The 23,405-nt window shown below is 71.7% G+C and carries 21 protein-coding genes and 1 pseudogene; 10 read left to right on the top strand and 12 right to left on the bottom strand.

Translation table 11 applies throughout. From position 1 onward, the window contains the following. Positions 1-360: 360 nt before the first annotated feature. Positions 361-2,976 carry an ATP-dependent chaperone ClpB gene (gene clpB / locus IEW07_RS07500; protein WP_188535843.1) on the top strand — a complete coding sequence of 872 codons (2,616 nt, stop codon included), beginning with the start codon at positions 361-363 and terminating at the stop codon, positions 2,974-2,976. A 299-nt stretch (positions 2,977-3,275) separates the two neighbouring features. Next, entirely contained in the window at positions 3,276-3,500 is a 225-nt protein-coding gene (locus tag IEW07_RS07495; protein ID WP_188535841.1) for a DUF3073 domain-containing protein, read from the top strand. Between the two features lie 255 nt (positions 3,501-3,755). On the opposite strand, the gene purM is transcribed toward IEW07_RS07495, so the two are convergent. The 5 genes from purM to IEW07_RS07470 are packed head-to-tail and all read right to left on the bottom strand — an operon-like array spanning position 3,756 to position 8,514. Then, positions 3,756-4,916: a phosphoribosylformylglycinamidine cyclo-ligase gene (gene purM, locus IEW07_RS07490; RefSeq protein ID WP_188535839.1), complete on the bottom strand. Its 1,161-nt coding sequence runs from the start codon at positions 4,914-4,916 to the stop codon at positions 3,756-3,758. Between the two features lie 2 nt (positions 4,917-4,918). Further along, on the bottom strand, positions 4,919-6,664 hold the full coding sequence (gene purF / locus IEW07_RS07485; RefSeq protein ID WP_188535837.1) for an amidophosphoribosyltransferase: 1,746 nt from the start codon (positions 6,662-6,664) through the stop codon (positions 4,919-4,921). 16 nt (positions 6,665-6,680) lie between these two features. Continuing rightward, positions 6,681-7,103 (bottom strand): hypothetical protein, encoded by a 423-nt coding sequence (locus tag IEW07_RS07480; RefSeq protein ID WP_188535835.1) that lies wholly within the window; start codon positions 7,101-7,103, stop codon positions 6,681-6,683. A 10-nt stretch (positions 7,104-7,113) separates the two neighbouring features. Then, complete coding sequence (locus IEW07_RS07475) at positions 7,114-7,479, bottom strand: sterol carrier family protein (protein ID WP_188535833.1); 366 nt, start codon at positions 7,477-7,479, stop codon at positions 7,114-7,116. Positions 7,480-7,482: 3 nt separating this feature from the next. Continuing rightward, on the bottom strand, positions 7,483-8,514 hold the full coding sequence (locus tag IEW07_RS07470) for an asparaginase (protein ID WP_188535831.1): 1,032 nt from the start codon (positions 8,512-8,514) through the stop codon (positions 7,483-7,485). Positions 8,515-8,641: 127 nt separating this feature from the next. On the opposite strand from IEW07_RS07470, the gene purD reads away from it, so the two are divergent. Both purD and IEW07_RS07460 read left to right on the top strand, forming a co-directional pair. After that, positions 8,642-9,964 (top strand): phosphoribosylamine--glycine ligase, encoded by a 1,323-nt coding sequence (gene purD / locus IEW07_RS07465; protein WP_188535829.1) that lies wholly within the window; start codon positions 8,642-8,644, stop codon positions 9,962-9,964. Next, entirely contained in the window at positions 9,961-10,941 is a 981-nt protein-coding gene (locus IEW07_RS07460; protein ID WP_188535827.1) for a phosphoribosylaminoimidazolesuccinocarboxamide synthase, read from the top strand. Before purD ends, IEW07_RS07460 begins: the two co-directional genes overlap by 4 nt. A gap of 6 nt (positions 10,942-10,947) precedes the next feature. Here IEW07_RS07460 and IEW07_RS07455 read toward each other — a convergent pair whose 3' ends face one another. From IEW07_RS07455 to IEW07_RS07445, 3 genes are read right to left on the bottom strand one after another with little or no spacing between them, the layout of a single operon-like run. After that, positions 10,948-11,379 carry an MGMT family protein gene (locus IEW07_RS07455; RefSeq protein ID WP_229741637.1) on the bottom strand — a complete coding sequence of 144 codons (432 nt, stop codon included), beginning with the start codon at positions 11,377-11,379 and terminating at the stop codon, positions 10,948-10,950. Then, positions 11,376-12,611 carry a sensor histidine kinase gene (locus IEW07_RS07450; protein ID WP_188535825.1) on the bottom strand — a complete coding sequence of 412 codons (1,236 nt, stop codon included), beginning with the start codon at positions 12,609-12,611 and terminating at the stop codon, positions 11,376-11,378. The genes IEW07_RS07455 and IEW07_RS07450 overlap by 4 nt, the downstream gene beginning before the upstream one ends. 22 nt (positions 12,612-12,633) lie before the next feature. Then, on the bottom strand, positions 12,634-12,786 hold the full coding sequence (locus IEW07_RS07445; RefSeq protein WP_188535823.1) for a hypothetical protein: 153 nt from the start codon (positions 12,784-12,786) through the stop codon (positions 12,634-12,636). Positions 12,787-13,027: 241 nt separating this feature from the next. On the opposite strand from IEW07_RS07445, the gene IEW07_RS07440 reads away from it, so the two are divergent. Next, positions 13,028-13,702, top strand: coding sequence for a response regulator transcription factor (locus IEW07_RS07440; protein WP_268235529.1), 675 nt, complete (start codon positions 13,028-13,030; stop codon positions 13,700-13,702). A gap of 466 nt (positions 13,703-14,168) precedes the next feature. On the opposite strand, the gene IEW07_RS07435 is transcribed toward IEW07_RS07440, so the two are convergent. Next, positions 14,169-14,882 (bottom strand): FadR/GntR family transcriptional regulator, encoded by a 714-nt coding sequence (locus IEW07_RS07435; protein ID WP_229741636.1) that lies wholly within the window; start codon positions 14,880-14,882, stop codon positions 14,169-14,171. 95 nt (positions 14,883-14,977) lie between these two features. After that, entirely contained in the window at positions 14,978-16,648 is a 1,671-nt protein-coding gene (locus IEW07_RS07430; protein ID WP_188535819.1) for an L-lactate permease, read from the bottom strand. A 255-nt stretch (positions 16,649-16,903) separates the two neighbouring features. On the opposite strand from IEW07_RS07430, the gene IEW07_RS07425 reads away from it, so the two are divergent. Genes IEW07_RS07425 through IEW07_RS07415 form a run of 3 tightly spaced genes read left to right on the top strand, consistent with a single transcriptional unit; the run spans position 16,904 to position 20,018 of the window. Then, positions 16,904-17,761 (top strand): (Fe-S)-binding protein, encoded by an 858-nt coding sequence (locus IEW07_RS07425; protein ID WP_188535817.1) that lies wholly within the window; start codon positions 16,904-16,906, stop codon positions 17,759-17,761. Further along, positions 17,758-19,380 (top strand): lactate utilization protein B, encoded by a 1,623-nt coding sequence (locus tag IEW07_RS07420; RefSeq protein ID WP_188535815.1) that lies wholly within the window; start codon positions 17,758-17,760, stop codon positions 19,378-19,380. Before IEW07_RS07425 ends, IEW07_RS07420 begins: the two co-directional genes overlap by 4 nt. Further along, positions 19,377-20,018, top strand: a complete 642-nt coding sequence (locus IEW07_RS07415) for a LutC/YkgG family protein (protein WP_188535813.1) — start codon at positions 19,377-19,379, stop codon at positions 20,016-20,018. The genes IEW07_RS07420 and IEW07_RS07415 overlap by 4 nt, the downstream gene beginning before the upstream one ends. Before the next feature lie 168 nt (positions 20,019-20,186). On the opposite strand, the gene IEW07_RS07410 is transcribed toward IEW07_RS07415, so the two are convergent. Beyond that, a complete protein-coding gene (locus IEW07_RS07410) occupies positions 20,187-20,747 on the bottom strand; it encodes a hypothetical protein (protein WP_188535810.1) in 561 nt (186 codons plus the stop codon). Between the two features lie 256 nt (positions 20,748-21,003). Here IEW07_RS07410 and IEW07_RS07405 point away from each other — a divergent pair, with 256 nt between their 5' ends. Then, positions 21,004-22,197, top strand: a complete 1,194-nt coding sequence (locus IEW07_RS07405) for a glycosyltransferase (RefSeq protein WP_229741635.1) — start codon at positions 21,004-21,006, stop codon at positions 22,195-22,197. Between the two features lie 614 nt (positions 22,198-22,811). On the opposite strand, the gene IEW07_RS07400 is transcribed toward IEW07_RS07405, so the two are convergent. Beyond that, positions 22,812-23,093 (bottom strand): hypothetical protein, encoded by a 282-nt coding sequence (locus IEW07_RS07400; protein ID WP_188535809.1) that lies wholly within the window; start codon positions 23,091-23,093, stop codon positions 22,812-22,814. A gap of 59 nt (positions 23,094-23,152) precedes the next feature. Between IEW07_RS07400 and IEW07_RS07395 the strand changes: the two are divergent. Then, positions 23,153-23,405 (top strand): annotated as a pseudogene (locus IEW07_RS07395) (ATPase, T2SS/T4P/T4SS family); the annotation flags it as partial.

Raw genomic sequence — 23,405 nt, 5'->3', positions numbered from 1 at the left:
GTCGAGCCGAACTGGATGAAGCTTCGATGTTACGGGCGGTGTCGAGCCCGTCCAAGGTTCTGGGGTGTGATCTTGGACAGGTTGAGAGGGATGTGATATGGGTCGCGCTCCGTGCCGCGGCGGACGAACGCGCCCCCGGGGGCGGAGCCGTGCGCGGGATCTCGACATCCCACCGCGACATCTTCCGCTGGTCTTCCCCGGAGCCGCGCCCTCCGGGAACCCTGTACTGACCGGAACATTTCCTGGCCGAGCAGAGTTGAGTGCGATAGACTCAGGTTAGCTGAACCCCTGGAGCGCACTCGGTGTGGAGAAGCGTTCAGACCGGTTCGTCCCCGTTCGTCCGACCGACAAGGAGCCCCCGTGGAGACCAAGTTCACCACCAAGTCGCAAGAGGCTCTCTCCGCAGCCTCGACCAACGCCTCGACCGCGGGCAACCCCCAGGTCGAGCCGCCCCACATCCTGAAAGCCCTCTTGGACCAGCGCGAGGGCGTGGCCGTCGCCGTCCTGAAGGCCACCGGCGCCGACGTCGACGCCGTCTCGGCGCAGGCCAGCGCCGCCATCAAGGCCCTGCCCTCCGCCTCGGGGGCGTCCACCGCGCAGGCCCAGTTCAACAGGGGCAGCCTCCAGGCCATCCAGGCCGCGGAGAAGTTCGCCCAGTCCCTCGGCGACGAGTACATCTCCACCGAGCACCTCCTGTACGGGATCGCCCAGCAGGAGGGCAGGGCCGGCGACATCCTGCGCACCGCGGGCGCCGGCCCCGACCAGCTCAGGACCACCATCCCTTCCGTGAGAGGAGACCGCCGGGTGACCACCCCAGACCCCGAGGGCACCTTCCAGGCGCTCGAGAAGTTCGGCACCGACCTGACCGCCATGGCCCGCGAGGGCAAGCTCGACCCGGTGATCGGCCGTGACTCCGAGATCCGCCGCGTCGTGCAGGTGCTGTCCCGGCGCACCAAGAACAACCCCGTCCTGATCGGCGAGCCCGGGGTCGGCAAGACCGCCGTCGTCGAGGGCCTCGCCCAGCGCATGGTCGCCGGCGACGTCCCGGAGTCCCTGCGGGACAAGACGCTGATCTCCCTGGACCTCGGGTCCATGGTGGCCGGCGCCAAGTACCGCGGCGAGTTCGAGGAGCGGCTCAAGGCCGTGCTCGAGGAGATCAAGAAGTCCGAGGGGCAGATCGTCACCTTCATCGACGAGCTGCACACCGTCGTCGGCGCGGGCGCGGCCGAGGGCGCGATGGACGCGGGCAACATGCTCAAGCCCATGCTCGCCCGCGGCGAGCTGCGCCTGATCGGCGCCACCACCCTCGACGAGTACCGCGAGAACGTCGAGAAGGACGCCGCCCTGGAGCGCCGCTTCCAGCAGGTCTACGTGGGCGAGCCCTCCGTGGAGGACACCGTCGCGATCCTGCGCGGGCTCAAGGAGCGCTACGAGGCCCACCACAAGGTGCAGATCGCGGACTCCGCGCTCGTCGCGGCCGCCACGCTGTCCAACCGGTACATCCCCGGCCGCCAGCTGCCGGACAAGGCCATCGACCTCGTGGACGAGGCCGCGTCCCGGCTGCGGATGGAGATCGACTCCGCCCCGGAGGAGATCGACCAGCTGCGCCGCGCCGTCGACCGGCTGACCATGGAGGAGCTCGCGCTGGAGCGCGAGACCGACCCCGCGTCGGTCGAGCGCCTCGACGCGCTGCGGCAGGAGCTGGCCGACAAGAAGGCCGAGCTCGACGCGCTCAACGCCCGGTGGGAGGCCGAGAAGGCGGGCCTGAACCGGGTGGGCGACCTCAAGGAGCGCATCGACAACCTGCGCTCGCAGGCGGAGATGGCCCAGCGCCAGGGCGACCTCGGCGAGGCGTCCCGGCTGCTCTACGGCGAGATCCCCGCCCTGCAGAAGGAGCTCGACGCCGCCCAGGAGCAGGAGGACACCAACGTCCCGCACGACACCATGGTCTCCGAGGAGGTCACGGCAGACGACGTCGCCGAGGTGGTCTCGGCCTGGACCGGCATCCCCGCCGGCCGCATGCTGCAGGGCGAGACCGAGAAGCTGATGCACATGGAGGAGATCCTGGGCAAGCGGCTGATCGGCCAGCGCACGGCCGTGACCGCCGTGGCGGACGCGGTGCGGCGGTCCCGCGCGGGCATCGCGGACCCGAACCGGCCCATCGGCTCGTTCCTGTTCCTCGGCCCGACGGGCGTCGGCAAGACCGAGCTGGCCAAGTCCCTCGCGGAGTTCCAGTTCGACGACGAGCGGGCCCTGGTCAGGATCGACATGTCCGAGTACGGCGAGAAGCACACGGTCTCCCGGCTCGTCGGGGCCCCTCCGGGGTACGTGGGCTACGAGGAGGGTGGCCAGCTGACCGAGGCCGTGCGGCGCCGCCCGTACTCGGTGGTCCTGCTCGACGAGATCGAGAAGGCCCACCCGGACGTCTTCGACATCCTCCTGCAGGTCCTCGACGACGGACGGCTCACCGACGGGCAGGGCCGCACCGTGGACTTCCGCAACGTGATCCTGATCCTCACCTCCAACCTGGGCAGCCAGTTCCTGGTGGACCAGACGATCGACCAGGAGGCCAAGAAGCAGGCGGTGATGAACGTGGTGAACGCCTCGTTCAAGCCCGAGTTCCTCAACCGTCTCGACGACGTCATCCTGTTCGACCCGCTGTCCACGTCCGACCTGGCCAAGATCGTGGACATCCAGGTGGCCCAGCTGGCCGATCGCCTGGGGCAGCGCCGCCTGTCCCTGGAGGTCACCCCGGCAGCGATCGAGTGGCTGGGCCTCACCGGCTACGACCCCGCCTACGGCGCGCGGCCGCTGCGCCGGCTGGTGCAGCGGGAGATCGGCGACCGCCTGGCCAAGGCCATCCTCGCGGGGGCCGTCGTGGACGGAGACACGGTCCGGGTGGACGTCAACGCGGATGTCGTGGCGGACGGGCTCACCGTCACCTCGGTGCACGAGGAGGCCCACGCCGCGAGCTGAGCGGCGGGTCCCCGGAGGGCCGCCGCCGGGGGAGACCCCGGCGGCGGCCCTCCTGCCGTGGACGGGTCGGTCGCGCCTGTCGAAGAGGCGTCGCGGGACCACCGCGGGATCCCCGGGGGCACTTCCCGGAGCGCCGGCCGTGACGTGCCCGACAGTGCGCCCTGCGGGCCCGGGGGGCGGGCGCAACGACCCGGCAAAACATGTACCCTGGACCCACGAACCATTCATAAGACATTTCCGGGGCCGTACTCTGTGCCTGTGTACCGCCGCCCGGACCAAGAGACAGAGGGGGTCACGCCATGGGGCGCGGCCGTCAAAAGGCTAAGGCGACACGGCAGGCGCGGGAGATGAAGTACTTCAGCCCGCAGACCGATCTGACCGCTCTGCAGCGCGAGCTGCGCGGCAGCGAGCAGCCCTCCCCGGTGGAGGAACCTGTCGTGGACCGCATCGACGAGGACGAGGACGAGTACTCGGCCTACGTCGACAAGTACGCCGACGACTACGACGAGGACTTCCGCCGGTAACCACCGGGAACTCCGCTCGTCTCAACTGCATTCCGCAACAGAGGTGCCCGTCACGGACGGGCACCTTCTTTGCGTTCCCTCGCACGCCTCACCGGCAGGCCCGTCGGCAGCAAGTGCCGGCCGCCTTGTCGGCGGGGCGTCCTCCGATGTCGGCACACGCCGGCACGCACCGAGGGGCGCCGTCCTGCCGGAACGACTCGCGTGCTCCGGCAGGACGGCGCCCCTCGGCGGTGGAAACCGGTGGGATGTGCCGGCTCAGCCCGCGTAGGCGTTGACGAGGCGCACCGCGCCGCCGTCCACGCCCTTGGCGCCCTGCACCCAGTCCGGGCCGCTGTGGTCGGCCGCCGGGTCGATCTCGCCGACGCTGCCCATGATCCAGGAGCTCAGCCCGCGGGCGTTGAGGTGGGCGACGGCGTCGTCGGCGACGGACGGGTCGACGACCGCGATCATGCCCACCCCGAGGTTGAGGGTGCGCTCCAGGTCCGGCAGGGGGACGTGGCCGAGCTGGCCGATGAGCTGGAAGATCGCGGGCAGCTCCCAGGTGGACCGGTCGACCGTCGCCTCCAGCCCGCCGGGCAGGACGCGGGCGAGGTTCGCCGCGAGGCCGCCGCCGGTGACGTGGCTGAAGCCGCGCACGCCCTGACCGGTGGTCCCGTCGGCCCCGTTGACCGGGAAGGCCGCGGCCAGGTCCAGGACGTCGGCGGCGTAGACGCGGGTCGGCTCGAGCAGCTCCTCGCCCAGGGTCCGGCCGAGCTCCGTGACCTGGCGGTCCAGGGACCAGCCCGCCACGTTGATGACCTTGCGCACCAGGGAGTAGCCGTTGGAGTGCAGCCCGGAGGACGCCATGCCGATGACGACGTCGCCGGAGCGGACGCGGTCGGGCCCGAGCAGCTCGTCGGCCTCGACCACACCGGTGGCCGCGCCCGCGACGTCGTACTCGTCCGGGGCCAGCAGGCCCGGGTGCTCGGCGGTCTCGCCGCCGACCAGGGCGGTGCCCGCCTGCTCGCAGCCGCCGGCGATGCCGCGCACGATGTCCGCGATCCGCTCGGGCACGACCTTGCCGGTGGCGATGTAGTCGGTCATGAACAGCGGCTTCGCGCCGACGACCACGATGTCGTCGACGACCATGCCCACGAGGTCGTAGCCGATGGTGTCGTGCACGTCGAGGGTCTGGGCGATCGCGACCTTCGTGCCCACCCCGTCCGTGGAGGTGGCGAGGTAGGGCCTGCGGTAGGTCAGGAGCTCCGAGACGTCGTACAGCCCGGCGAACCCGCCGACGCCCCCGACCACGTTCTGGTTGTGCGTCGCCTGGACGGCGCTCTTCATGAGCTCGACGGCGCGGTCGCCCGCCTCGACGTCGACGCCGGCGCCGGCGTAGGTGACGGAACGGTTCGGGGAGGCGGGGTTCTGGGCCATGGTCAGGCGTCCTTCGCGGTCTGGTGCTGGTCGGGGGCGTCCGCGGGGACCTTGTCCTCGGGGAGCAGGAAGTCCTCCAGGTCGGAGTCCGGTCCGGGGTCGCAGCCCACGCAGGAGGCCGCGACGCCGCTGTCCTCGTCGGACACGGTGGCGTGCTCCGTCGCGTGGCGGGAGAACCCGTCGTCGGCCGAGGGGTGCGTGTCGATGGACACGGCCGAGGCGTGTTCGGGCCGGCGCGCCACCGAGGGCTCGTCATCGGCGCGGCGGGGCGAGACGTCCACGGGGCCGCGGGCCTCGAACACGTTCTTGCCCAGCTTGTCCGCGTCCGGCAGACGGGTCGGGTAGGTCCCCGAGAAGCACGCCGTGCACAGCTCGGCGCGCTCCTGCTGGGTGGCGGCGATCATCCCGTCCTCGGAGATGTAGCCCAGGGAGTCGGCGCCCAGGGACGCCCGGATCTCCTCGACGCCGAGCCCGTTGGCGATCAGCTCCGCGCGGGACGCGAAGTCGATGCCGTAGAAGCAGGGCCACTTGATGGGCGGGGAGGAGATGCGCACGTGGATCTCCGCGGCCCCGGCCTCCCGCAGCATGCGGATGAGGGCGCGCTGGGTGTTGCCGCGCACGATGGAGTCGTCGATGACCACCAGGCGCTTGCCGGCCACCACGGACTTCAGCGGGTTGAGCTTGAGCCGGATGCCGAGCTGGCGGATGGTGTCCGAGGGCTGGATGAAGGTCCGGCCCACGTAGGCGTTCTTCACGAGGCCGTTGCCGAAGGGGATCCCGGACTCCTCCGCGTAGCCGATGGCGGCGGGGGTCCCGGACTCCGGGGTGGGCATCACCAGGTCCGCGTCGACGCGGTGCTCGCGGGCGAGCCGGCGGCCCATCTCCACACGGGACTCGTAGACGGAGCGGCCGTTGATCGTGGTGTCCGGGCGGGCCAGGTAGACGTACTCGAACACGCAGGCCGCGCGGCGGGTCTCGGCGAAGCGCTGGCTGCGCAGCCCGTTCTCGTCGATCGCCACGAACTCGCCCGGCTCGATCTCGCGGACCAGGGACGCACCCACGATGTCCAGCGCGGCGGTCTCCGAGGCCACCACCCAGCCGCGGTCCAGGCGGCCGAGCACCAGCGGGCGGATGCCCTGCGGGTCCCGGGCGGCGTAGAGCGTCTGCTCGTCCATGAACGCGAGGCAGAAGGAGCCCACGAGCTGGGGGAGCAGGTGCAGGGCCGCCTCCTCCAGCGAGCCGTGCGGGTGCTCGGCCAGCAGCGCCGTCACCAGGGCGGTGTCCGTGGTGTTGCCCTGCGCCATCTCGCCGCGGGAGGGGAACCCGGACTTGTCGATGAGCTTGTCGTAGAGCTCCGCCGAGTTGGTGAGGTTGCCGTTGTGGGCGAGCGCCACGGTCCCGTGCGGGGTGGCGCCCAGGGTCGGCTGGGCGTTGGCCCAGTGGGAGCCGCCGGTGGTGGAGTACCGGCAGTGGCCCACGGCCAGGTGCCCGGTCAGGGTGTTGAGGGTCGTCTCGTCGAAGACCTGCGAGACGAGGCCCATGTCCTTGTACACCGCGATGCGCTCGCCGTCGCTCGCGGCGATCCCGGCCGACTCCTGGCCGCGGTGCTGGAGCGCGTAGAGGCCGTAGTAGGCGAGCTTCGCGACGTCCTCGCCCGGGGCCCACACGCCGAACACGCCGCACGCGTCCTGGGGGCCCTTCTCGCCGGGCAGCAGGTCGTGGCTGAGTTGTCCATCAGGGCGAATCACGTCGATCGGCCTTCTCTCATGCTTGCGGGTCGTCGGACCGTGCGTCGTCGGGACGCGCGGGGGCGGGGGCGTCGGCGCCCCCGGCCACGACCTCGGTGGTGACGGCCCGCGCGCGGGCCACGGAGATCCGGTCCAGCACCAGGGCCGCGACCGCGCCGGCGAGGAGGCCGAGCACCGCCCCGACCGAGACCATGAACATCACCACGGCCCCCTGGGTGAACTGCGCGCTGCCGTCGCCGGCCAGGCCCACGAGGAGGCCCGCGACGACGCCGAGCAGACCGCCGAGCACGACGAACGCCCAGATGTTGGGCGCCCGGCGCAGGGTCATCTGCTGGGTCCCGGACGCGGCGAGGGGCACGGCCGCCCGGTCCCGGCGGCGTCGGCGCGAGGAGGCTCGCGCGGACGGGCGCGGGGAGGGGGAGGAGGGTGCGGAGCTCATGGACTCCAGGCTACCGGGAGAACAGCGGCAGGGCGTCCGCCAGATCGGTCCTTGTGCCCGAGGCCACAACCGCGCCCGCGGCGACGGCCTCGTCCCAGGACAGCGCACCCGTCACGAGGGCCAGCCAGGTGCGGGCGCCGGTCTCGACGACGTTGGGCGGGGTGCCGCGGGTGTGCCGGGGCCCGGCCACGCACTGGGTGACGCCGAACGGCGGGACGCGCACCTCCACGCTGTTGCCCGGGAGCCGCTCGGCGAGCTCCTCGAGAGCGTAGCGGACGGCCGTGGCCACGGTGGGGCGCGGTGCCCCGTCCGGGTCCGCGCGCCACGCGGCCAGGGCCAGGGCGCCGTCCGCGGGGTCGATCCGGCGGCGGGCCACGGCCTAGTCCTGCCCGAGCGCCCGGGCCAGGTCCGGGCCCAGCAGCTCCAGGAGCGGGTCGGCCAGGCGGATCCGGCCCACCGGCCGGGAGCCGCCCATGATCGGGCGCACGACCTGCTCGATCACCGCGGCGGCCGCGGGGGCGGGCACGGCCCCGGCGTGGGCGAGCAGGGCCAGCCCGACGAGCGCGTTGGCGCGGGAGCCGCCGTCGAGGACCTTCAGCGCCACCGACCAGCCGTCGCGGGTGCCGAGCGCGAGCACGCCCTCGGCGCCGAGCTTCGCCACGACGTCGAGTTCCTCCATGACCACGGTGTTGTACTTCCCGCGGCCGTGCACGAACTCGGGGTAGTCGAGCATGCACTGGGCCACCGTGGCGGCGCGGGCGTCGGCCTGCAGGTTGCCGGCGGCCCGGCCGAGGGTCGAGTAGGCGCGGGCGAGGCCGGTGAGGGAGATCGCAGCCAGCGGGGCCCCGCAGCCGTCGACGCCCACGTGCGCCACGGGCTCCCCGGCGAACTCCGCGACCGTCTCGAGGACCGTGCGCTGCAGGGGGTGCTCCGGATCCAGGTAGTCGTCGGTCGACCAGCCGTTCTCGGTGCAGGCCCACAGGAACGCGGCGTGCTTGCCGGAGCAGTTCATGCAGATCCGGGCCCGGCCCCGGCCGGCGCGGACGAGCTCCGTGCGGACCTCCTCGTCCTCGGGCCAGTCCGGCGGGCACTGCAGGTCGTCCTCGTCCACGCCGGCGGCGGAGAGGATCGAGCGCACGGCGTCGAGCTGCTCGGCGGAGCCGATGTGGGAGGCGGAGGCGATGGCCACCTGGGCCCCGCGCAGCGGGACCCCGGCCTTCATGGAGGCGATCGTCTGGAACGGCTTGAGGGTGGAGCGGGGGAAGATCGGCGCCGCGACGTCCCCGAGGGTCACGGCCGCGTTCCCGTCCGGGTCCAGGACGACGGCGGAGCCGCGGTGGCGGGACTCGACGAAGCCGCTGCGCTCGATCACGGCGAGGTCCACGGCGCGGTCCGAGGTGAAGGTCTGCATCGCCCCAGTATGTCAGCGCCCGCGCGGCGCGCCGGGCCGGTCCGGGGAGGGCCGCGCGACGGATCTCCTGGTCGCCAGGAGCGGTCCCGATGTGCTGTTCACCCTCGGCGAGAACTAGCCTGGGGGCGTGAAGGTTTTGGTACTGGGCCCAGGCGGCCGCGAACACGCAATCATCCGTGCCCTCCTGGCCGACCCCGAGGTCGAGCAGGTCCACTGCGCTCCCGGCAACGCCGGCATCGCGCAGGTCGTCCCGGTGCACGCCGTGGACGCCGACGACCCTGCGCCGGCCACGCAGCTGGCGCGCGAGCTCGAGGTCGACCTCGTCGTCGTCGGCCCGGAGGCCCCGCTCGTCGCGGGCGTGGCCGACGCCCTGCGCGAGGCGGGCTTCCCCGTCTTCGGCCCGTCGCAGGCCGCGGCCCGGCTCGAGGGCTCCAAGGCGTTCGCCAAGGAGGTGATGGCAGCGGCCGGCGTGCCCACCGCGATGGCGCGCGTGGCCACCACCGAGGCGGAGGCCGCGGACGCCTTGGACACCTTCGGTGCCCCCTACGTCGTCAAGGACGACGGGCTGGCCGCGGGCAAGGGCGTGGTCGTCACCTCCGACCGCGACGCCGCGCTGGCCCACGCCAACGCCTGCTTCGCCGCGGGCGGGACGGTGGTGATCGAGGAGTTCCTCGACGGCCCCGAGGTCTCCCTGTTCGTGATCACCGACGGCACGCGCGTGCTGCCGCTGAGCCCGGCCCAGGACTTCAAGCGGATCTTCGACGGCGACGAGGGCCCCAACACCGGCGGCATGGGGGCCTACACCCCGCTGCCGTGGCTGCCGGAGGGCTTCGTGGAGGAGGTCGTGGAGCGGGTCGCCCGCCCCACCGTCGACGAGATGCGCCGCCGCGGCACACCCTTCGTGGGCGTGCTGTACTGCGGGCTCGCCGTGACCCGCCGCGGCCTGCGCGTGATCGAGTTCAACGCCCGCTTCGGGGACCCCGAGACCCAGGCCGTGCTGGCCCGGCTCGCCACGCCGCTGGGCCGGCTCCTGATGGACGCCGCGACCGGCCGCCTCGACGAGGCCGAGCGGCTGCGCTGGCGCCCCGAGTCGGCCGTGGCCGTCGTCGTCGCCGCCCAGGACTACCCCGACAGCCCCCGGAAGGGCGATCCCATCGGCGGTCTCGAGGCCGCCGAGGCCCTCGAGGGCGTCCACGTCGTCCACGCCGGCACGGCCACCGCCCCCGAGGGCGAGCACGCCGGCCGGATCGTCTCGGCCGGCGGCCGCGTGCTCGCCGTCGTCGCGCTCGGGGCGGACCTGGACGAGGCCCGCGACCGCGCCTACCGCGGCACGGACCTGATCGAGCTCGAGGGCTCCCAGCACCGCACCGACATCGCGCTGAAGGCCGCCCGCGGGCAGATCACCGTCCCCTCCCATTCCGCACCCCGTCCCCGGCAGGAGCAGGCATGACCGAGCAGAGCACCGGAACCACCCCGCCGGAGATCCCCGGGTGGCGCCACGTCTACTCCGGGAAGGTCCGTGAGCTCTACGTCCCGGACGAGTCGCGGCTGCGCGCCACCGGCGTGGCGATCCACGACGACGCCGAGTACCGCGCCGGCTCCGTGCTGGTGGTCGCCACCGACCGGATCAGCGCCTTCGACGAGATCCTGCCCTCCGAGATCCCGGACAAGGGCAAGATCCTCACGCAGCTGTCCCTGTGGTGGTTCGAGCAGCTCTCCGAGGTGCCCAACCACGTGCTGAGCACGGACGTCCACGAGTCCGTCCGCGGCCGCGCGATCATCTGCAAGAACCTCTCCATGTTCCCGGTCGAGTGCATCGCCCGCGGCTACCTCACGGGCTCCGGGCTCAAGGACTACCGCGCCTCGGGCGAGGTCTGCGGGATCGCGCTGCCCCCCGGGCTCGTGGACGGCTCCCGGCTGGCCGAGCCGATCTTCACCCCGACCGGCAAGGCGGAGGTGGGCGAGCACGACCTCCCGATCACCTTCCAGGAGATGGCCGACGTCGTGGGCCGCGCCGTGGCGGACCGGCTGCGCGAGCTGACCCTGGGGATCTACGCCACCGCCGAGGCGATCGCGCGCGAGCGCGGGATCATCGTGGCGGACACCAAGGTCGAGTTCGGCCTGGACTCCTACCGCGGCGCCATCACGCTCGGCGACGAGGTGCTCACCCCCGACTCCTCCCGGTTCTGGGACGCCGAGACCTACGAGCCTGGCAAGGCCCAGCCCTCCTTCGACAAGCAGTACGTGCGGGACTGGCTGCGCTCCGACGAGTCCGGCTGGACCGGAAAGGGCCCGGTGCCCGAGCTACCCGACGAGGTGGTCGAGAAGACCCGTGCCCGCTACGTCGAGGCGTTCGAGCGGCTCACCGGGCGCCGCTTCGACCCCGCAGGTAACTTCCTGGAGGTGGCCGGCCCGGTCGAGTACTGAGCCGCCTCAGCCCCGCTGCGCGGCCTCCGCGCCCTCTCCCTGCGGCGCGCCCGGTGACCACCTGGCGCGCCGCAGGTCCACGCGCACCAGGTGTCGGTCGTCCTCGCGCAGGGGCGTGCCCTCGTCCAGGTAGTGCCGCCGGGCCTCGAGCTGGAGGTGGTCGGCCAGCGTGCCCTGCGCGGTGACCACCCGCCACCACGGGAGCTCCGCGCCGGAGGGGTTGCGGGCCATGACCGTGCCGACGGCCCGCGCGGAGCGGCACTCGGCCAGCTCGGCGACGTCCCCGTAGGTCAGCGCCCGGCCCGCCGGGATGGCCGCCACGACGGCGGCGACCCGCTCAGCGAGCGGCGGGAGCGCGGCCAGCGGGACGGCTCCGGACCGCGTGGTGGAGCCGGCCCCCGCCCCCGGGGCGGACCCGGCCGGGGGCTTGGGCCTCACAGGGCGTCCCGGCCGTCCACGGGCAGCCGTGCGTCCAGCACCCACTGGCCTCCCACCGGGCCGCTCTCCACCTCACCGCCCAGCAGGGACACGCGCTCGGCGATGCCGCGCAGGCCCAGGCCCGAGGACAGCTCCGACGACGGCTGCTGTCCGGTCCGGGGGAGCGGGTTGGTCACCAGGAGGCGCAGCTCGTGCTCGTCCGCCGTCACGGTGATCCCGCAGACGGAGTCGCGCGGGGCGTACTTGATGATGTTCGTGACGGCCTCCTGCAGGATGCGCGCCGCCGTGCCGCGGGTGGTGGTCGGCGTCCCCTCGAGATCGCCCGTCATCGTGACCTGGGGGTCGAAGCGCAGGTCCTTGAGACTCGCCGCCAGGGAGGTCACCACGTGGGCCAGGCTGCCGATCGCCAGGCCCGCGCCGGTGACGTCGCGGGGGTGCTCGCCGTCGTTCTCGTTGCGCAGCAGCCGCAGGAGCACGCGCAGCTCGTGCAGCGCCGAGCGGGCCGCGTCCTCGACGGTCTCGAGGACCTGGTGCAGCTCGCCCACGTCCTCGGAGCGGCGCCTGCTCATGGTCTGCATGGTGATGAGCGTCAGCTCGTGCGCCACGACGTCGTGCAGGTCGCGGGCGAGCGCCTGGCGCTCGTCCTCCCGCAGGCGCTCGTTGAGGATCTCGAGGTCGCGGACGCGCTGCTCGTTCTTCCGGCGCTGGAGCCGGAAGTAGCGGGTCGCCCCGCCCAGGAGAGCCGAGATGATGAGGGCGTTGAGGATGGACCAGAACAGCGAGTCGTTGAACGGTCCCTCGAGATTGGTGGCCACGAGAGCCCAGACGAGGTAGGCCAGCAGATGGGTCGCGATGAAGCGCTGGGTCGCGGTCGCCACGACGGCGATCGTCACCACGCACACGGTGATGATCACGGTGCCGTAGTAGCTCGACAGTGCGGAGGTGACGAGACACGTGACCGAGGCCAGCGAGGCCCAGGTGGCGCGCCAGCCGATCATGCCGATCACGGCGTAGGACAGGACGGCGTCCAGTGCGCGCATCAGGTCGAGGGTGATGTCTCCTGTGAAGTGCGTGACGACGTACCGGAGCTGTTCCAGCAGGAGGATCAGGGCATAGACCACGAGCACCACGGACAGCCACCGGGCGACGGGCTCGGCGTGGAAGAACGAGATCTTCCGGGCTGTGCGTGGTGCTCGTGTCGAAGAGGCGGGGGATGCGATGGTGTCGGTCACATCAAAGGTCTACCGCAGATGATCAGCAGAAGACGGGCCACCACTTGCAGATGACGTAGCCGGGGGCCTTGGGGGTCATGACCGGGCCGGCGTTCGCGGGGGCGACGGGGGCCACGATGAAGGACGCGGCGAGCGCGGCGGAGGCGAGGGCAGTGGTCAGCTTCTTCTTGTTCATGGGGGGCTCCTGTGAAGTCAGCGGACAGCAGCGGATCGGGGGGACTTCCGGCGGGGACCTGGGGGGAGAGAGGTGTCCCGGCCGGGAGAGGGGGGTGCGCTGTCCTGCTGACCTCAATTTTGCCAATGCGAATGAACCTGAACCATTGACCTTTGTCCAGAGCTGACGCGACTTTTGTCGAAGATGACGCGACCGTCGTGGCGGTCGCGCGTCGCCCTGCCGGAAAAATAGACTGTCGGGCGTGACAGATTGCAGACTCCTGGTCGTCGACGACCAGCCCCTCATGCTGGAGGCCCTGAAGTCCTTCTTCTCGGCCGAGCCCGGGTTCGAGGTGATCGGCACCGCGGCCAACGGCAGAGAGGCCGTGGACCGGTGCCTGGCGTCCGACCCCGACGTGGTGCTGATGGACATGAAGATGCCCGTGATGGACGGGATCGAGGCGACCCGGGAGATCACCTCCCGCAGCCCCCGATCGAAGGTGCTGGCCCTCACCACGTTCTCCACCCTGGAGTTCGTGGTGCCGGCCCTGCGCGCCGGGGCAGCCGGCTACCTCGTCAAGGACGCGCGTCCGGACGAGATCATCACGGCGGTCCACCAGGTGCTCGACAACGAGATCGCGCTCTCTCCGACGATCGCGCGAGCGCTCGCCGACAACGTCATCTCCGTGCCGGACCAGCAGCACCGGCCGGCGGACGACGGGCTGCGCTCGCTGCTCACCGAGCGCGAGATGGAGACCGTCACCCTCCTGGCGCAGGGGCTGAGCAACCGGGAGATCGCGGAGCAGATGCACGTGTCCGAGGGCAGTGTGAAGGCCTACCTCGGCCGCGTCTGTGAGAAGTTCGGCGTCCGGGACCGCGTCCAGGCCCTCATCAAGGCGTACCAGAGCGGGCTCGTGGAGCCGCAGCTGCGCGACTGAGCGGCTCCGGCGGCCCAGGTCAGGACGTATTTCCATTAGAAAATAGACGAAAGTGCATTTATCTTGGTGTCCGGGCCGGGCAGGATGAGTAGTGCGAGCAGAGAAGAAGGAAAGCCGGTGGGCGGGTTGAGAGACATCCGTACGGCACGAGGCCCATCCCCCCGAAGGGGCCCGCGCCGGACCGGATGGTCCACCGGCTGCTCACGGTAGGGGGCTACCCCGGGACTGTCCCCCCTGGACCGGGATGCGGCCGAGCAAGGCTTGGATCACCTTGCACCCCCCACGGCCGGCGGCCCCCTACCGTGCACCTCATGGTCGAACAGCGACGGCCCCACCGGATTCCGGTGGGGCCGTCGTCGTGTGTCCGGCAGGCGGCAGGGCCGCGCAGCCGTCGAGCCGCGCGGCCGTCGAGCCTCGGAGCCGCGGAGTTGCCGAGCTGCGGAGCAGCCGCGCGGGGCGCGCCCGCCTACCGCTCGGCGCTGAAGCCGAAGAACCAGGTGATGTGCTCGTGCAGCGCGGCCGCGGCGTCCTGGCCCCGCCGCTCCTGGAAGGCCTGCAGGATCCCCTGGTGCTGCTCCTGGAGGGTGCGGCGCACCTGCGGCCAGTTCTCCAGGCGGGCGACCGTCTCCTGCACGTAGCCGATGGTCGCCTGGCGCAGCGAGGACATGATCGTCTCGACCACCACGTTGCCGGCGAGCGAGGTGAGCAGCACGTGGAACTGGGCGTCGTGGGCGTGGAAGCGCTCGTCGGGCAGCTCCGGGTCGTCCATGGCCGCCACGAGCTCCGCCGCGTGCGCCAGGACCGCCGCCCGCTCGGGGGAGTCCGGCGCGGCGGCCGCCTCGACGGCGGACTGGGTCTCCAGCAGCAGGCGGGTCTGCACCAGGTCCCGCACCGGCAGCGACCGGGTGGCCACGTGCATCCGCAGGGCCCAGGCCAGGGCCGCGGAGGGCTCCGAGATGACGATCGCCCCGGCGCTCGGCCCGGACCCGGTGGAGGAGCGGACCAGGCCCATGGCGTCGAGGATCCGGATCGCCTCCCGGACCGAGGCCCGGGAGATCCCGAACTCCTCGGCCAGCTGGCGCTCGCCGGGCAGCTTGTCCCCCACGGAGATCTCGCCCGAGCGCAGGCGCTGCTCGAGCCAGTCGAGGACGACGGTGTACGTGCGTGGGGCCGGGGGCACGGGCTGCTCCTGAGGGGTAAAGGGGATCCGGACCATTCTAGGGATGCGCGGGGCCCCGCCGGACCGGGTGGTCGGACGGGGCCCCGGGCGTGCGGTCAGGAGGTCGGCAGCATCCAGGCCAGCACGTTGGACTGCAGGAACACCAGGGTGCACAGCAGCAGGAGCAGGCCGAGCGACCACCAGATCACGGAGCGGAAGATGGCGGACTCCTTGCCCTCCATGCCCACCGCCGTCGCGGCGATGGCCAGGGACTGCGGGGAGATCATCTTGCCCACCACGCCGCCGGAGGTGTTCGCGGCGGTCATGAGGTGCGGGTCGAGCCCGGTGCCCTCGGCGGCGGTCTTCTGCAGGTTGGAGAACAGCGCGTTGGCCGAGGTGTCGGAGCCGGTCACTGCGGTGCCGAGCCAGCCGAGCACGGGGGAGAGGAACGCGAACGCTGCCCCGAGGCCGGCCACCCAGGTGCCGATCGAGATGGTCTGGCCGGAGGTGTTCATGACGTAGGCCAGGGAGAGCACGCTCATGATGGTCAGCGCGGAGAAGCGCATCTTCCAGAACGAGCGCCCGATCTCGGCCACGGCGTTGCCCACCGAGAGCCGGAAGCGGCCGTTGCCGTGGAACACGGAGTAGATCACGGCCACGAGCAGGCCCGTGAGCAGCAGCAGGGTGCCGGGGCTCGACAGCCACTGGAGCTTGTAGATGGTGGTGCTGACCGGCTCGCCGGCGGCGTTGACCAGGTGTCCGTGCAGGCCCGGCCAGGGGATCGACACATCGGTGGTGGCCAGCGCGGCCGGCACGTCCGCGCCGAGGGTCCACAGCTTCGCGATGCCGAAGACCGCCACCACCAGGACGTAGGGCAGCACGGCCATCCACACGCGTCCCGGGGTCAGGCCCTCGGGGGCGGGGGGCTTCTCCACGCCGAGGCGGGTGCGGACGGCGTCGGCGCCCTTGGGTCGCCAGAAGCGCAGGAGGATGACCGCGGCGCCCAGGCCCACGAGGGAGGCTACGACGTCGGTGAGCTCGTAGGAGAAGTACGTGGCGGTCCACCACTGGGCCACCGCGAAGGAGAGGCCGATGACGAGAGCGGCCAGCCAGGCCTCCTTGAGCCCGCGCACCCCGTCGATGATGAACAGCAGGATGAACGGCACCATGACCGCGAAGAACGGCGCCTGGTGGCCGACGACCGCACCGATCCGGGCGGGGTCCAGGCCGGTCAGCACGCCGGCGGTGGTGATCGGGATGGCGATCGCGCCGAACGCCACGGGCGCGGTGTTGGCGATGAGCACCACGGTGGCGGTCTTCAGTGGCTTGAGCCCGAGCGCCAGGATCATGGTGGCGGTGATCGCCACGGGCGCGCCGAAGCCGGCGAGGGCCTCGAGCAGGCCGCCGAAGCAGAAGGCGATGAGCACCGCCTGGATGCGCAGGTCCCCGCCGCCGATGGTGTCGAAGATGGTCCGCAGGTCCTCGAAGCGGCCGCTGAGGACGGTCACCTGGTAGAACCACAGCGCCATGACCACGATCCACACGATCGGGAACAGGCCGTAGACCGCGCCCTGGGTGGCGGAGAGCAGGGTCAGGGAGAGCGGCATGCCGAACGCCAGGACGGCGACGACGATCGCCGCCAGCAGCGCGGTGCCGCCGGAGACGTGGGCGCGGGCCTTGACGCCCAGCAGCATGACGAAGAACGTGAGCAGCGGGATGGTGCCGACGAGGGCGGAGAGCGCGACGCTCCCGCCGACGGCGTCGGTCATCGCGGTGAAGGTGGTCACTCGGACTCCCAGGGACGGGGACTGGCGGACGGAACAGTGCGGGACCGGCCGGGAACACGTCACGGCTATGGTCGGACCACAATGGTCTGACCACGAAGAGTACATGAGCCAGGTCACACCGCCAACCGCTCCGCCCATGCGGCGGGCTCGTTGCGCCCGCTGATTGTGTGACGGGATTCACCGGTCTAGCATGGTCAGACCACAGGCGGCGCGGCGTCGTCGTCCCCTTCTTCTTCTCCCGATCCCGGAGGTCGCATGAGAATCGCACTGTTCGCCACGTGCATCGTGGACGCGATGTACCCGCGGGTCGCGCTGGCCACGGTGCGGGTGCTGGAGCGCCTGGGCCACGAGGTCGTGTTCCCGCCCGGCCAGGGCTGCTGCTCCCAGATGCACGTCAACAGCGGCTACTTCGCCGACGCCGTGCCCGTGGTCCGCAACCACGTCAAGGCCTTCACCGCCGCCGACTACGACGTCGCCGTGGCACCCTCGGGCTCCTGCGTGGCGTCGCTGGGCCACCAGCAGCCGATGATCGCCCGGTCCGCCGGCGACGAGGACCTGGCGCGGGCCGCGGAGGCGGTGGCGGGCAACACCTACGAGCTGTCCCAGCTGCTGACCGACGTGCTCGGCGTGACCGACGCCGCCGCCCAGCTGGGCTCCTGGTTCCCGCACCGGGTGACCTACCACCCCTCCTGCCACGGCATGCGCCTGCTGCGCCTGGGCGACCGCCAGAAGGACCTGGTCGCCTCCGTCGCGGACATCGACTTCGTGGAGCTGCCCGACGCCGAGGAGTGCTGCGGCTTCGGGGGGACCTTCTCCTTCAAGAACCCGGACGTCTCCGCGGCGATGGCCGAGGAGAAGATCGGCAACATCGTCTCCACCGGCGCCGAGCTGTGCACCGGCGGGGATGCCTCCTGCCTGATGCACCTGGGCGGGGCCATGTCCCGCAGGGAGACCGGTGTGGCCACCGTGCACTTCGCCGAGATCCTCGCCTCCACCCGTCAGAACCCGCTGGAGGTCTCCGGGCCGGTGGAGCTGTCCATCCAGACCCCGAAGGCGCGCCGCGCGGCGTCGTCGACCCCCGCCCCGTCCGTTCCCGAAGGAGGTGCCCGGTGAGCCGCACCGCACTCGGCATGCCCGCCGTCCGCCCCGTCCACGGCCAGGGCAACCTGCACGCCTCCACCGCGTTCCCGGCCGCCGCGAAGGCGGAGATGGGCAACACGCAGATGCGCGCCAACATCCGTCACGCCACCCACACCATCCGCGGCAAGCGCGCCCGGGTGGCGGGGGAGCTGCCCGACTGGGAGGAGCTGCGCTCGGCCGGCTCCGCCGTCAAGGAGCAGGTGATGGCGCGGCTGCCGGAGCTGCTCGAGCAGTTCGAGGCCAACTTCACCGCCCGCGGCGGCACCGTTCACTGGGCGCGCGACGCGGCCGAGGCCAACCGGATCGTCACCGAGCTGGTGCAGGCCACCGGGTCGACCGACGTCATCAAGATCAAGTCCATGGCCACCCAGGAGATCGGCCTCGAGGCCCACCTCGAGGAGCACGGGATCACCGCCACGGAGACCGACCTGGCGGAGCTGATCGTCCAGCTGGGCCACGACAAGCCCTCGCACATCCTGGTCCCGGCCATCCACAAGAACCGGCACGAGATCCGGGACATCTTCCTGGCCGAGATGGCCGAGACCGACGAGACGCTCACCTCCGAGCCGCGGGACCTCGCCGAGGCGGCGCGGACCCACCTGCGGGAGAAGTTCCTCTCCACCTCGGTGGCGGTGTCGGGGGCGAACTTCGGGGTCGCCGAGACCGGGACGCTGACCGTGGTGGAGTCGGAGGGCAACGGCCGGATGTGCCTGACCCTGCCCCAGACGCTGATCACCGTGATGGGCATCGAGAAGATCGTGCCCACCTTCCAGGATCTGGAGGTGTTCCTGCAGCTGCTCCCGCGGTCGTCGACCGGGGAGCGGATGAACCCCTACACCTCGATGTGGACCGGGGTCACTCCCGGGGACGGGCCGCAGGACGTGCACGTGGTGCTGCTGGACAACGGCCGCACCGCGGTGCTCGACGACCCGGCCGGGCGCTCGGCGCTGCACTGCATCCGCTGCTCGGCGTGCCTGAACGTCTGCCCGGTCTACGAGCAGGCCGGCGGCCACGCCTACGGCTCCACGTACCCGGGCCCGATCGGGGCGATCCTCTCCCCGCAGCTGACCGGCATCGAGTCGGAGCAGAACGCGTCGCTGCCCTACGCGTCGTCGCTGTGCGGGGCGTGCTACGACGTGTGCCCGGTGAAGATCAACATCCCGGAGATCCTCGTGCACCTGCGCGACGAGGACGTCCGCACCCGCCACGGCGAGCGGTCCGACGAAGGTGCGGCCGCTGCGCCGGCCCGGACCCGGCGCCTGCCGCAGGCCCCGTCCCAGATGGACCTCATGATGAAGAGCGCCTCCTTCGTGATGTCCTCCGGCAGGCGCATGGCGCTCGCGGAGAAGGGGCTGCCGCTGGGCCGGGCCGTCGCCGGCAAGGACCACGCGATCTCCTGGTTGCCCGGCATGGCCGGCGGCTGGACCGACGAGCGGGACATCCCTGCCCCGCCCAAGGAGTCCTTCCGCAACTGGTGGGCCAAGCACAGCGAGGAGACGGAGCAGCGGGTGGCTCAGGACGGTGGGCCGGTTTCCGGTTCTGATGCGGCCGGCCCCGAGACCGACACCCAGCACGACGAGGGAGAGCGATGACCGACGCCAAGACCGAGATCCTGGCCCGCATCCGCGGTGCCCTGCACGACACACCCTCGGCTCCCGCGGCGGAGCGGACCTATCGGGTCGCCTCGGACCGGGCGGCGGCGGAGGTCCTCGAGATGCTCGAGGACCGACTGGTCGACTACAAGGCCACCGTCCACCACGAGACCCCGGAGTCCCTGCCGGGCCGGATCGCCGAGCTGCTGGGCGCCTCGTCCCGCTACGTGGTGCCCGCCGGGCTGGACCGGTCGTGGCTGCCGGAGGACACCGCCGCACGGCGAGCACTCACGGACCCCAACGACGCCCGCGCGGCGTCAGCATTGGGCGTGCGCGAGCTCAACGCCGTGGACGCCGTGGTGACCTCCTCGACCGTCTCCTGCGCCGAGACCGGCACGATCTTCCTCACCGGCCGCCCCGACGAGGGCCGGAGGGCGATCAGCCTGGTGCCCGACCACCACATCTGCGTGGTGCCGGCCGCCACGGTGGTCGAGCTGATCCCCGAGGCGCTGGCCCGCGTCACCCCCACCGCCCCGGTCACGATGATCTCCGGGCCCTCGGCGACCTCGGACATCGAGCTCGAACGCGTGGAGGGAGTGCACGGGCCCCGGCGGCTGGACGTGATCCTGCTGGGCTGAGCCGGACGCCGTCCGGTCGGTCTCCCGCGGCTCCGCCCGGCGAACGTCTCGGCCGGCGCCGTCGGGCCCCTGAGCCCGGCGGTGACGTCGGAGGCCGTGCCGACGCCCGTCACCCCGTGCGTCCCCTCCGCAGGGGTGCTGGATCTCCGGTGGGGAGCGTGCTGTGCCTCAGCGGTGGATGAGGTGGCCCCAGTCCAGGGCGTCGATCAGGGCGCGGTCGTTGAAGCCGGGGTGGACAGCACGCAGGCGAGCCATGTTCGGTTCGTGGTCCCAGGAGCCGATGCCCATGCGGATCCCCTCCTCGATCAGGGCGTCGCAGCGCTGCACCGCCTCGGTGATCTGCTCGCGCGAGCACAGATCGCCCAGCGCGTCGACGAGGTTGATCCGGCCCAGGCCGTACTCCCCGACGTGCCCGGAGTAGCGGCGGTTGAAGTAGCGGATGGTGAACACCGCGTTGAGCACATCCAGCTCGCGGGCCTGGGCGATCAGCTGCTCCCGGCGGACCATGACGCCCACCTGGGCCTCGTCGATCCGGGCCAGGGCGGCGTCGAGCTCGGCCGCGTAGCGCTCCGGTGGGAAGCCCGGAAGGTTGGTCTGCATCCGCTCCAGGGCGGCCTCCCTGAACTCCCGGCCCTCCACGATCCGGCCCCCGAAGTGCATGGCCATCGAGTGCAGTCCGGACTCCCTGCGCTCCGGTGTCTCCTCCTGGCGGCGGTCCGGACGGCTCACGGGGGCTCCGATCTGTGTGGTGGTCGGTCTGGTGAGCATCCACCGATCCAGACGCACGGTCCGGTGCACTGCCCAGCACGAACGCTAATCGCCACCAGCGCGGTGAACGGGGAGGCGCGAGCCGTGCACGCCGGATGTCCTTGAGCCGCAACAGGACCCTTGGAATCCTCATGCGGCGCGCGGACCGGGGCCCGTGGTACACACACGGATCAGCGAGACCACTGCCCAGGAAGCCCCGCAGGAGCACACTGTGTCCATGAGGATGATGCTGCTGACCTCCGGCTCCCGCGGGGACGTGGAGCCGTTCGCGGCGCTGGCACGTCGCGCGTCCGCCCACGGCCACGAGGTCCGGCTGGGCCTGCCGGAGAACTCCGGCGTGGACGTCGCAGGGCTGGACGCAGTGACCCTCGACGTCGACTTCCACCGGCTGATCCAGACGCACGGGATCTCCCAGTGGACGGCGGTGCGCCACTTCCGCACGGAGGTGGGCCCCGGCATGCGGCGCATGCTGGCCGCCGCCGTGCGGGAGACGCTGGCGTTCCGGCCCGACGTCGTCGTCCACCACCCCAAGGTCCTCACCGCCCCGGCCGTGGCGGACGCCCTCGGCGCCCCGCACGTGCTGGCGGAGTTCGTACCCGTGGTCACGCCCACCCGGGAGTTCCCCGCCCCCGGGGTGGTCAACCGGGACCTAGGGCGCCTCAACCGGGCGACCTACTCGGTGGCCCGGGCCGCCGAGCGGATGTTCCGGCGGGACATGGAGCGCGCCTGCGCCCAGCTGCCCGGCGGCCGTGCCCCGTCCCCGGCCTCACCGCCCCGGGCCACGCTGGAGGCCATCAGCCCGCACCTGCTCCCGAGGCCCGCGGACTGGCCGGAGTCGGTGCACCTCACCGGGGCGTGGCACGAGGACTCGGCGGCCCAGGAGCCGGACCCGGCCGTGGCCGAGTTCGTCCGCGGCGGGCCGTACCTGGTGGCGAGCTTCGGCTCCATGGCGGCGGGGAATCCGCATGCCCGGGGGCGGACGGTCGTCGAGAGCGCCCGCGCCCACGGGCTGCGGACGCTGCTGCTCACGGGCTGGGGCGGCCTCGCCCTGCCGGAGAACCTCCGCGACGACGACGTGCTCGCGCTGCCGACCGCGCCGCTCGACGCGGTCCTGCCCGGCGCCGCCCTGGCCGTCCACCACGGCGGCGCCGGCACGGTCCACACCGTGGCGCGGGCGGGAGTGCCCTCCGTGGTGGTGCCGTTCATCGCCGACCAGCCGTTCTGGGGCCGCCAGCTCCACCGGCTCGGCCTCGCCCCGGCACCGGTCCCGTACCGGAAGCTCACGCAGGCCACGCTGGTCCCCGCCATGGGCGAGGCCATGGCCTGCCGGGAACGGGCGGCGGGCGTGGGGCGGGCTGTCCGGGACGAGGATGGGCTGGGATCGGCGCTGGAGGTGCTGACGGGCCTCTGAGATCAGCGAACTCTGCGGATCAGTCTTCAAGCCATGAAGACGGCTGTGGCGTTCCGGTTGGCAGGGATTGAGCGGGGACTCGCCGCTCTCGGGCAGGTGACCTTGGGATACTCATGGAGCACGCTCCGGGGTGCAAAGCGAGCTCCCTCCGGGGCCACCCAGGCGGGCAACTCGGCTAGTCCTCAAAACACCGCCTGCTGGATGGGGTCCCGTAGTGATCCGTGGTCGGCGGCATGAGCGGCTTTGTTCGGCTATGGTGGTCCGCAAGCGGAGCCTTCAGGTTCCTTCGTGGCCGATCGCTATGAGGCGTGAACCGCGCACCGGGCAGGATATGAGCCCGCCGAGTGCGACAAGTCGAGGAAAATCGACATGTCGGAATGCTCGAAGATTCGTTACGCCAGCCGTCGAACGGCTGTGAGCGCCATGCGAGTAATGGCCCGCAGTTATGCGAAACGCGGCCTTATTGGGCCTAAAGGCGCGTACTTCTGCAGCTCGTGCCGGTGCTGGCATCTTACGTCCAAGGCTGGAGTGCAGACCCCGCCATGGGAGAGGGCGCGTGCCCAGTGCTGAACGCGCAATGTCCATGCCACTTGCTTCGGCCGGCCCGCCAGTTTTCAAGACACCGTCTCGGCGGGTTCCTCTCCGTCGCGCCACTCCTGCCAAGCCTTCAGCTCGTACGGCGCTAGGTAGCCGTAGTCATCTTTCTCCCGCAGAGCCACAAGCCTGTCGCGAGTTGCCGGACTAGCTGCTTGCCACAGGGCATCTCGTTCGCGGAGTAGGTGCTGCAGTTCGATCCAGCGAATCTTCACAAAGCGAGTTCTGGGGCGCTGTTTAGCGGCCTGCCGCATCTTGATTAGCCAGTACGGTTCGGCCCTGTCATACCCGGAGAACGTCATGTCTTCACCGTAGGTTGGACAGCCGACAAGCGGCTCCCTGTTGCTTACGTGACGTCCCGTCCGCGACCACCTGGGCGGGCAATACCACGCTGCTCAACTGCCTGTGCGCGTCCATCGGGGCGCGCGAGCGGGTCGTGACGGTGGAGGAGATCTTCGAGCTGCAGGTGCCGCTGCGCGACGTGGTGGGCATGCAGTGCCGCCAGCCCAACCTGGAGGGGACCGGGGAGATCCCCCTGCGCCGGCTCGTCAAGGAGGCCCTGCGGATGCGCCCGGACCGGCTGGTGGTCGGGGAGGTGCGCGAGGCGGAGAGCC

Source organism: Kocuria dechangensis (assembly GCF_014636775.1).
Classification (GTDB): Bacteria; Actinomycetota; Actinomycetes; order Actinomycetales; family Micrococcaceae; genus Kocuria; species Kocuria dechangensis.
Note: the sequence above shows the minus strand (reverse complement) of the source record. Positions and strands in the feature narration are given on the sequence as shown.

What these genes read in the sequence shown, in the direction of transcription:
- IEW07_RS07495 (WP_188535841.1), top strand. Translation starts at nt 3,276, where the DNA reads ATGGGGCGCGGCCGTCAAAAGGCTAAGGCGACACGGCAGGCGCGGGAG.
- purM (WP_188535839.1), bottom strand. Translation starts at nt 4,916, where the DNA reads ATGGCCCAGAACCCCGCCTCCCCGAACCGTTCCGTCACCTACGCCGGC.
- IEW07_RS07480 (WP_188535835.1), bottom strand. Translation starts at nt 7,103, where the DNA reads ATGAGCTCCGCACCCTCCTCCCCCTCCCCGCGCCCGTCCGCGCGAGCC.
- IEW07_RS07470 (WP_188535831.1), bottom strand. Translation starts at nt 8,514, where the DNA reads ATGCAGACCTTCACCTCGGACCGCGCCGTGGACCTCGCCGTGATCGAG.
- IEW07_RS07460 (WP_188535827.1), top strand. Translation starts at nt 9,961, where the DNA reads ATGACCGAGCAGAGCACCGGAACCACCCCGCCGGAGATCCCCGGGTGG.
- IEW07_RS07445 (WP_188535823.1), bottom strand. Translation starts at nt 12,786, where the DNA reads ATGAACAAGAAGAAGCTGACCACTGCCCTCGCCTCCGCCGCGCTCGCC.
- IEW07_RS07425 (WP_188535817.1), top strand. Translation starts at nt 16,904, where the DNA reads ATGAGAATCGCACTGTTCGCCACGTGCATCGTGGACGCGATGTACCCG.
- IEW07_RS07415 (WP_188535813.1), top strand. Translation starts at nt 19,377, where the DNA reads ATGACCGACGCCAAGACCGAGATCCTGGCCCGCATCCGCGGTGCCCTG.
- IEW07_RS07405 (WP_229741635.1), top strand. Translation starts at nt 21,004, where the DNA reads ATGAGGATGATGCTGCTGACCTCCGGCTCCCGCGGGGACGTGGAGCCG.
- IEW07_RS07400 (WP_188535809.1), bottom strand. Translation starts at nt 23,093, where the DNA reads ATGACGTTCTCCGGGTATGACAGGGCCGAACCGTACTGGCTAATCAAG.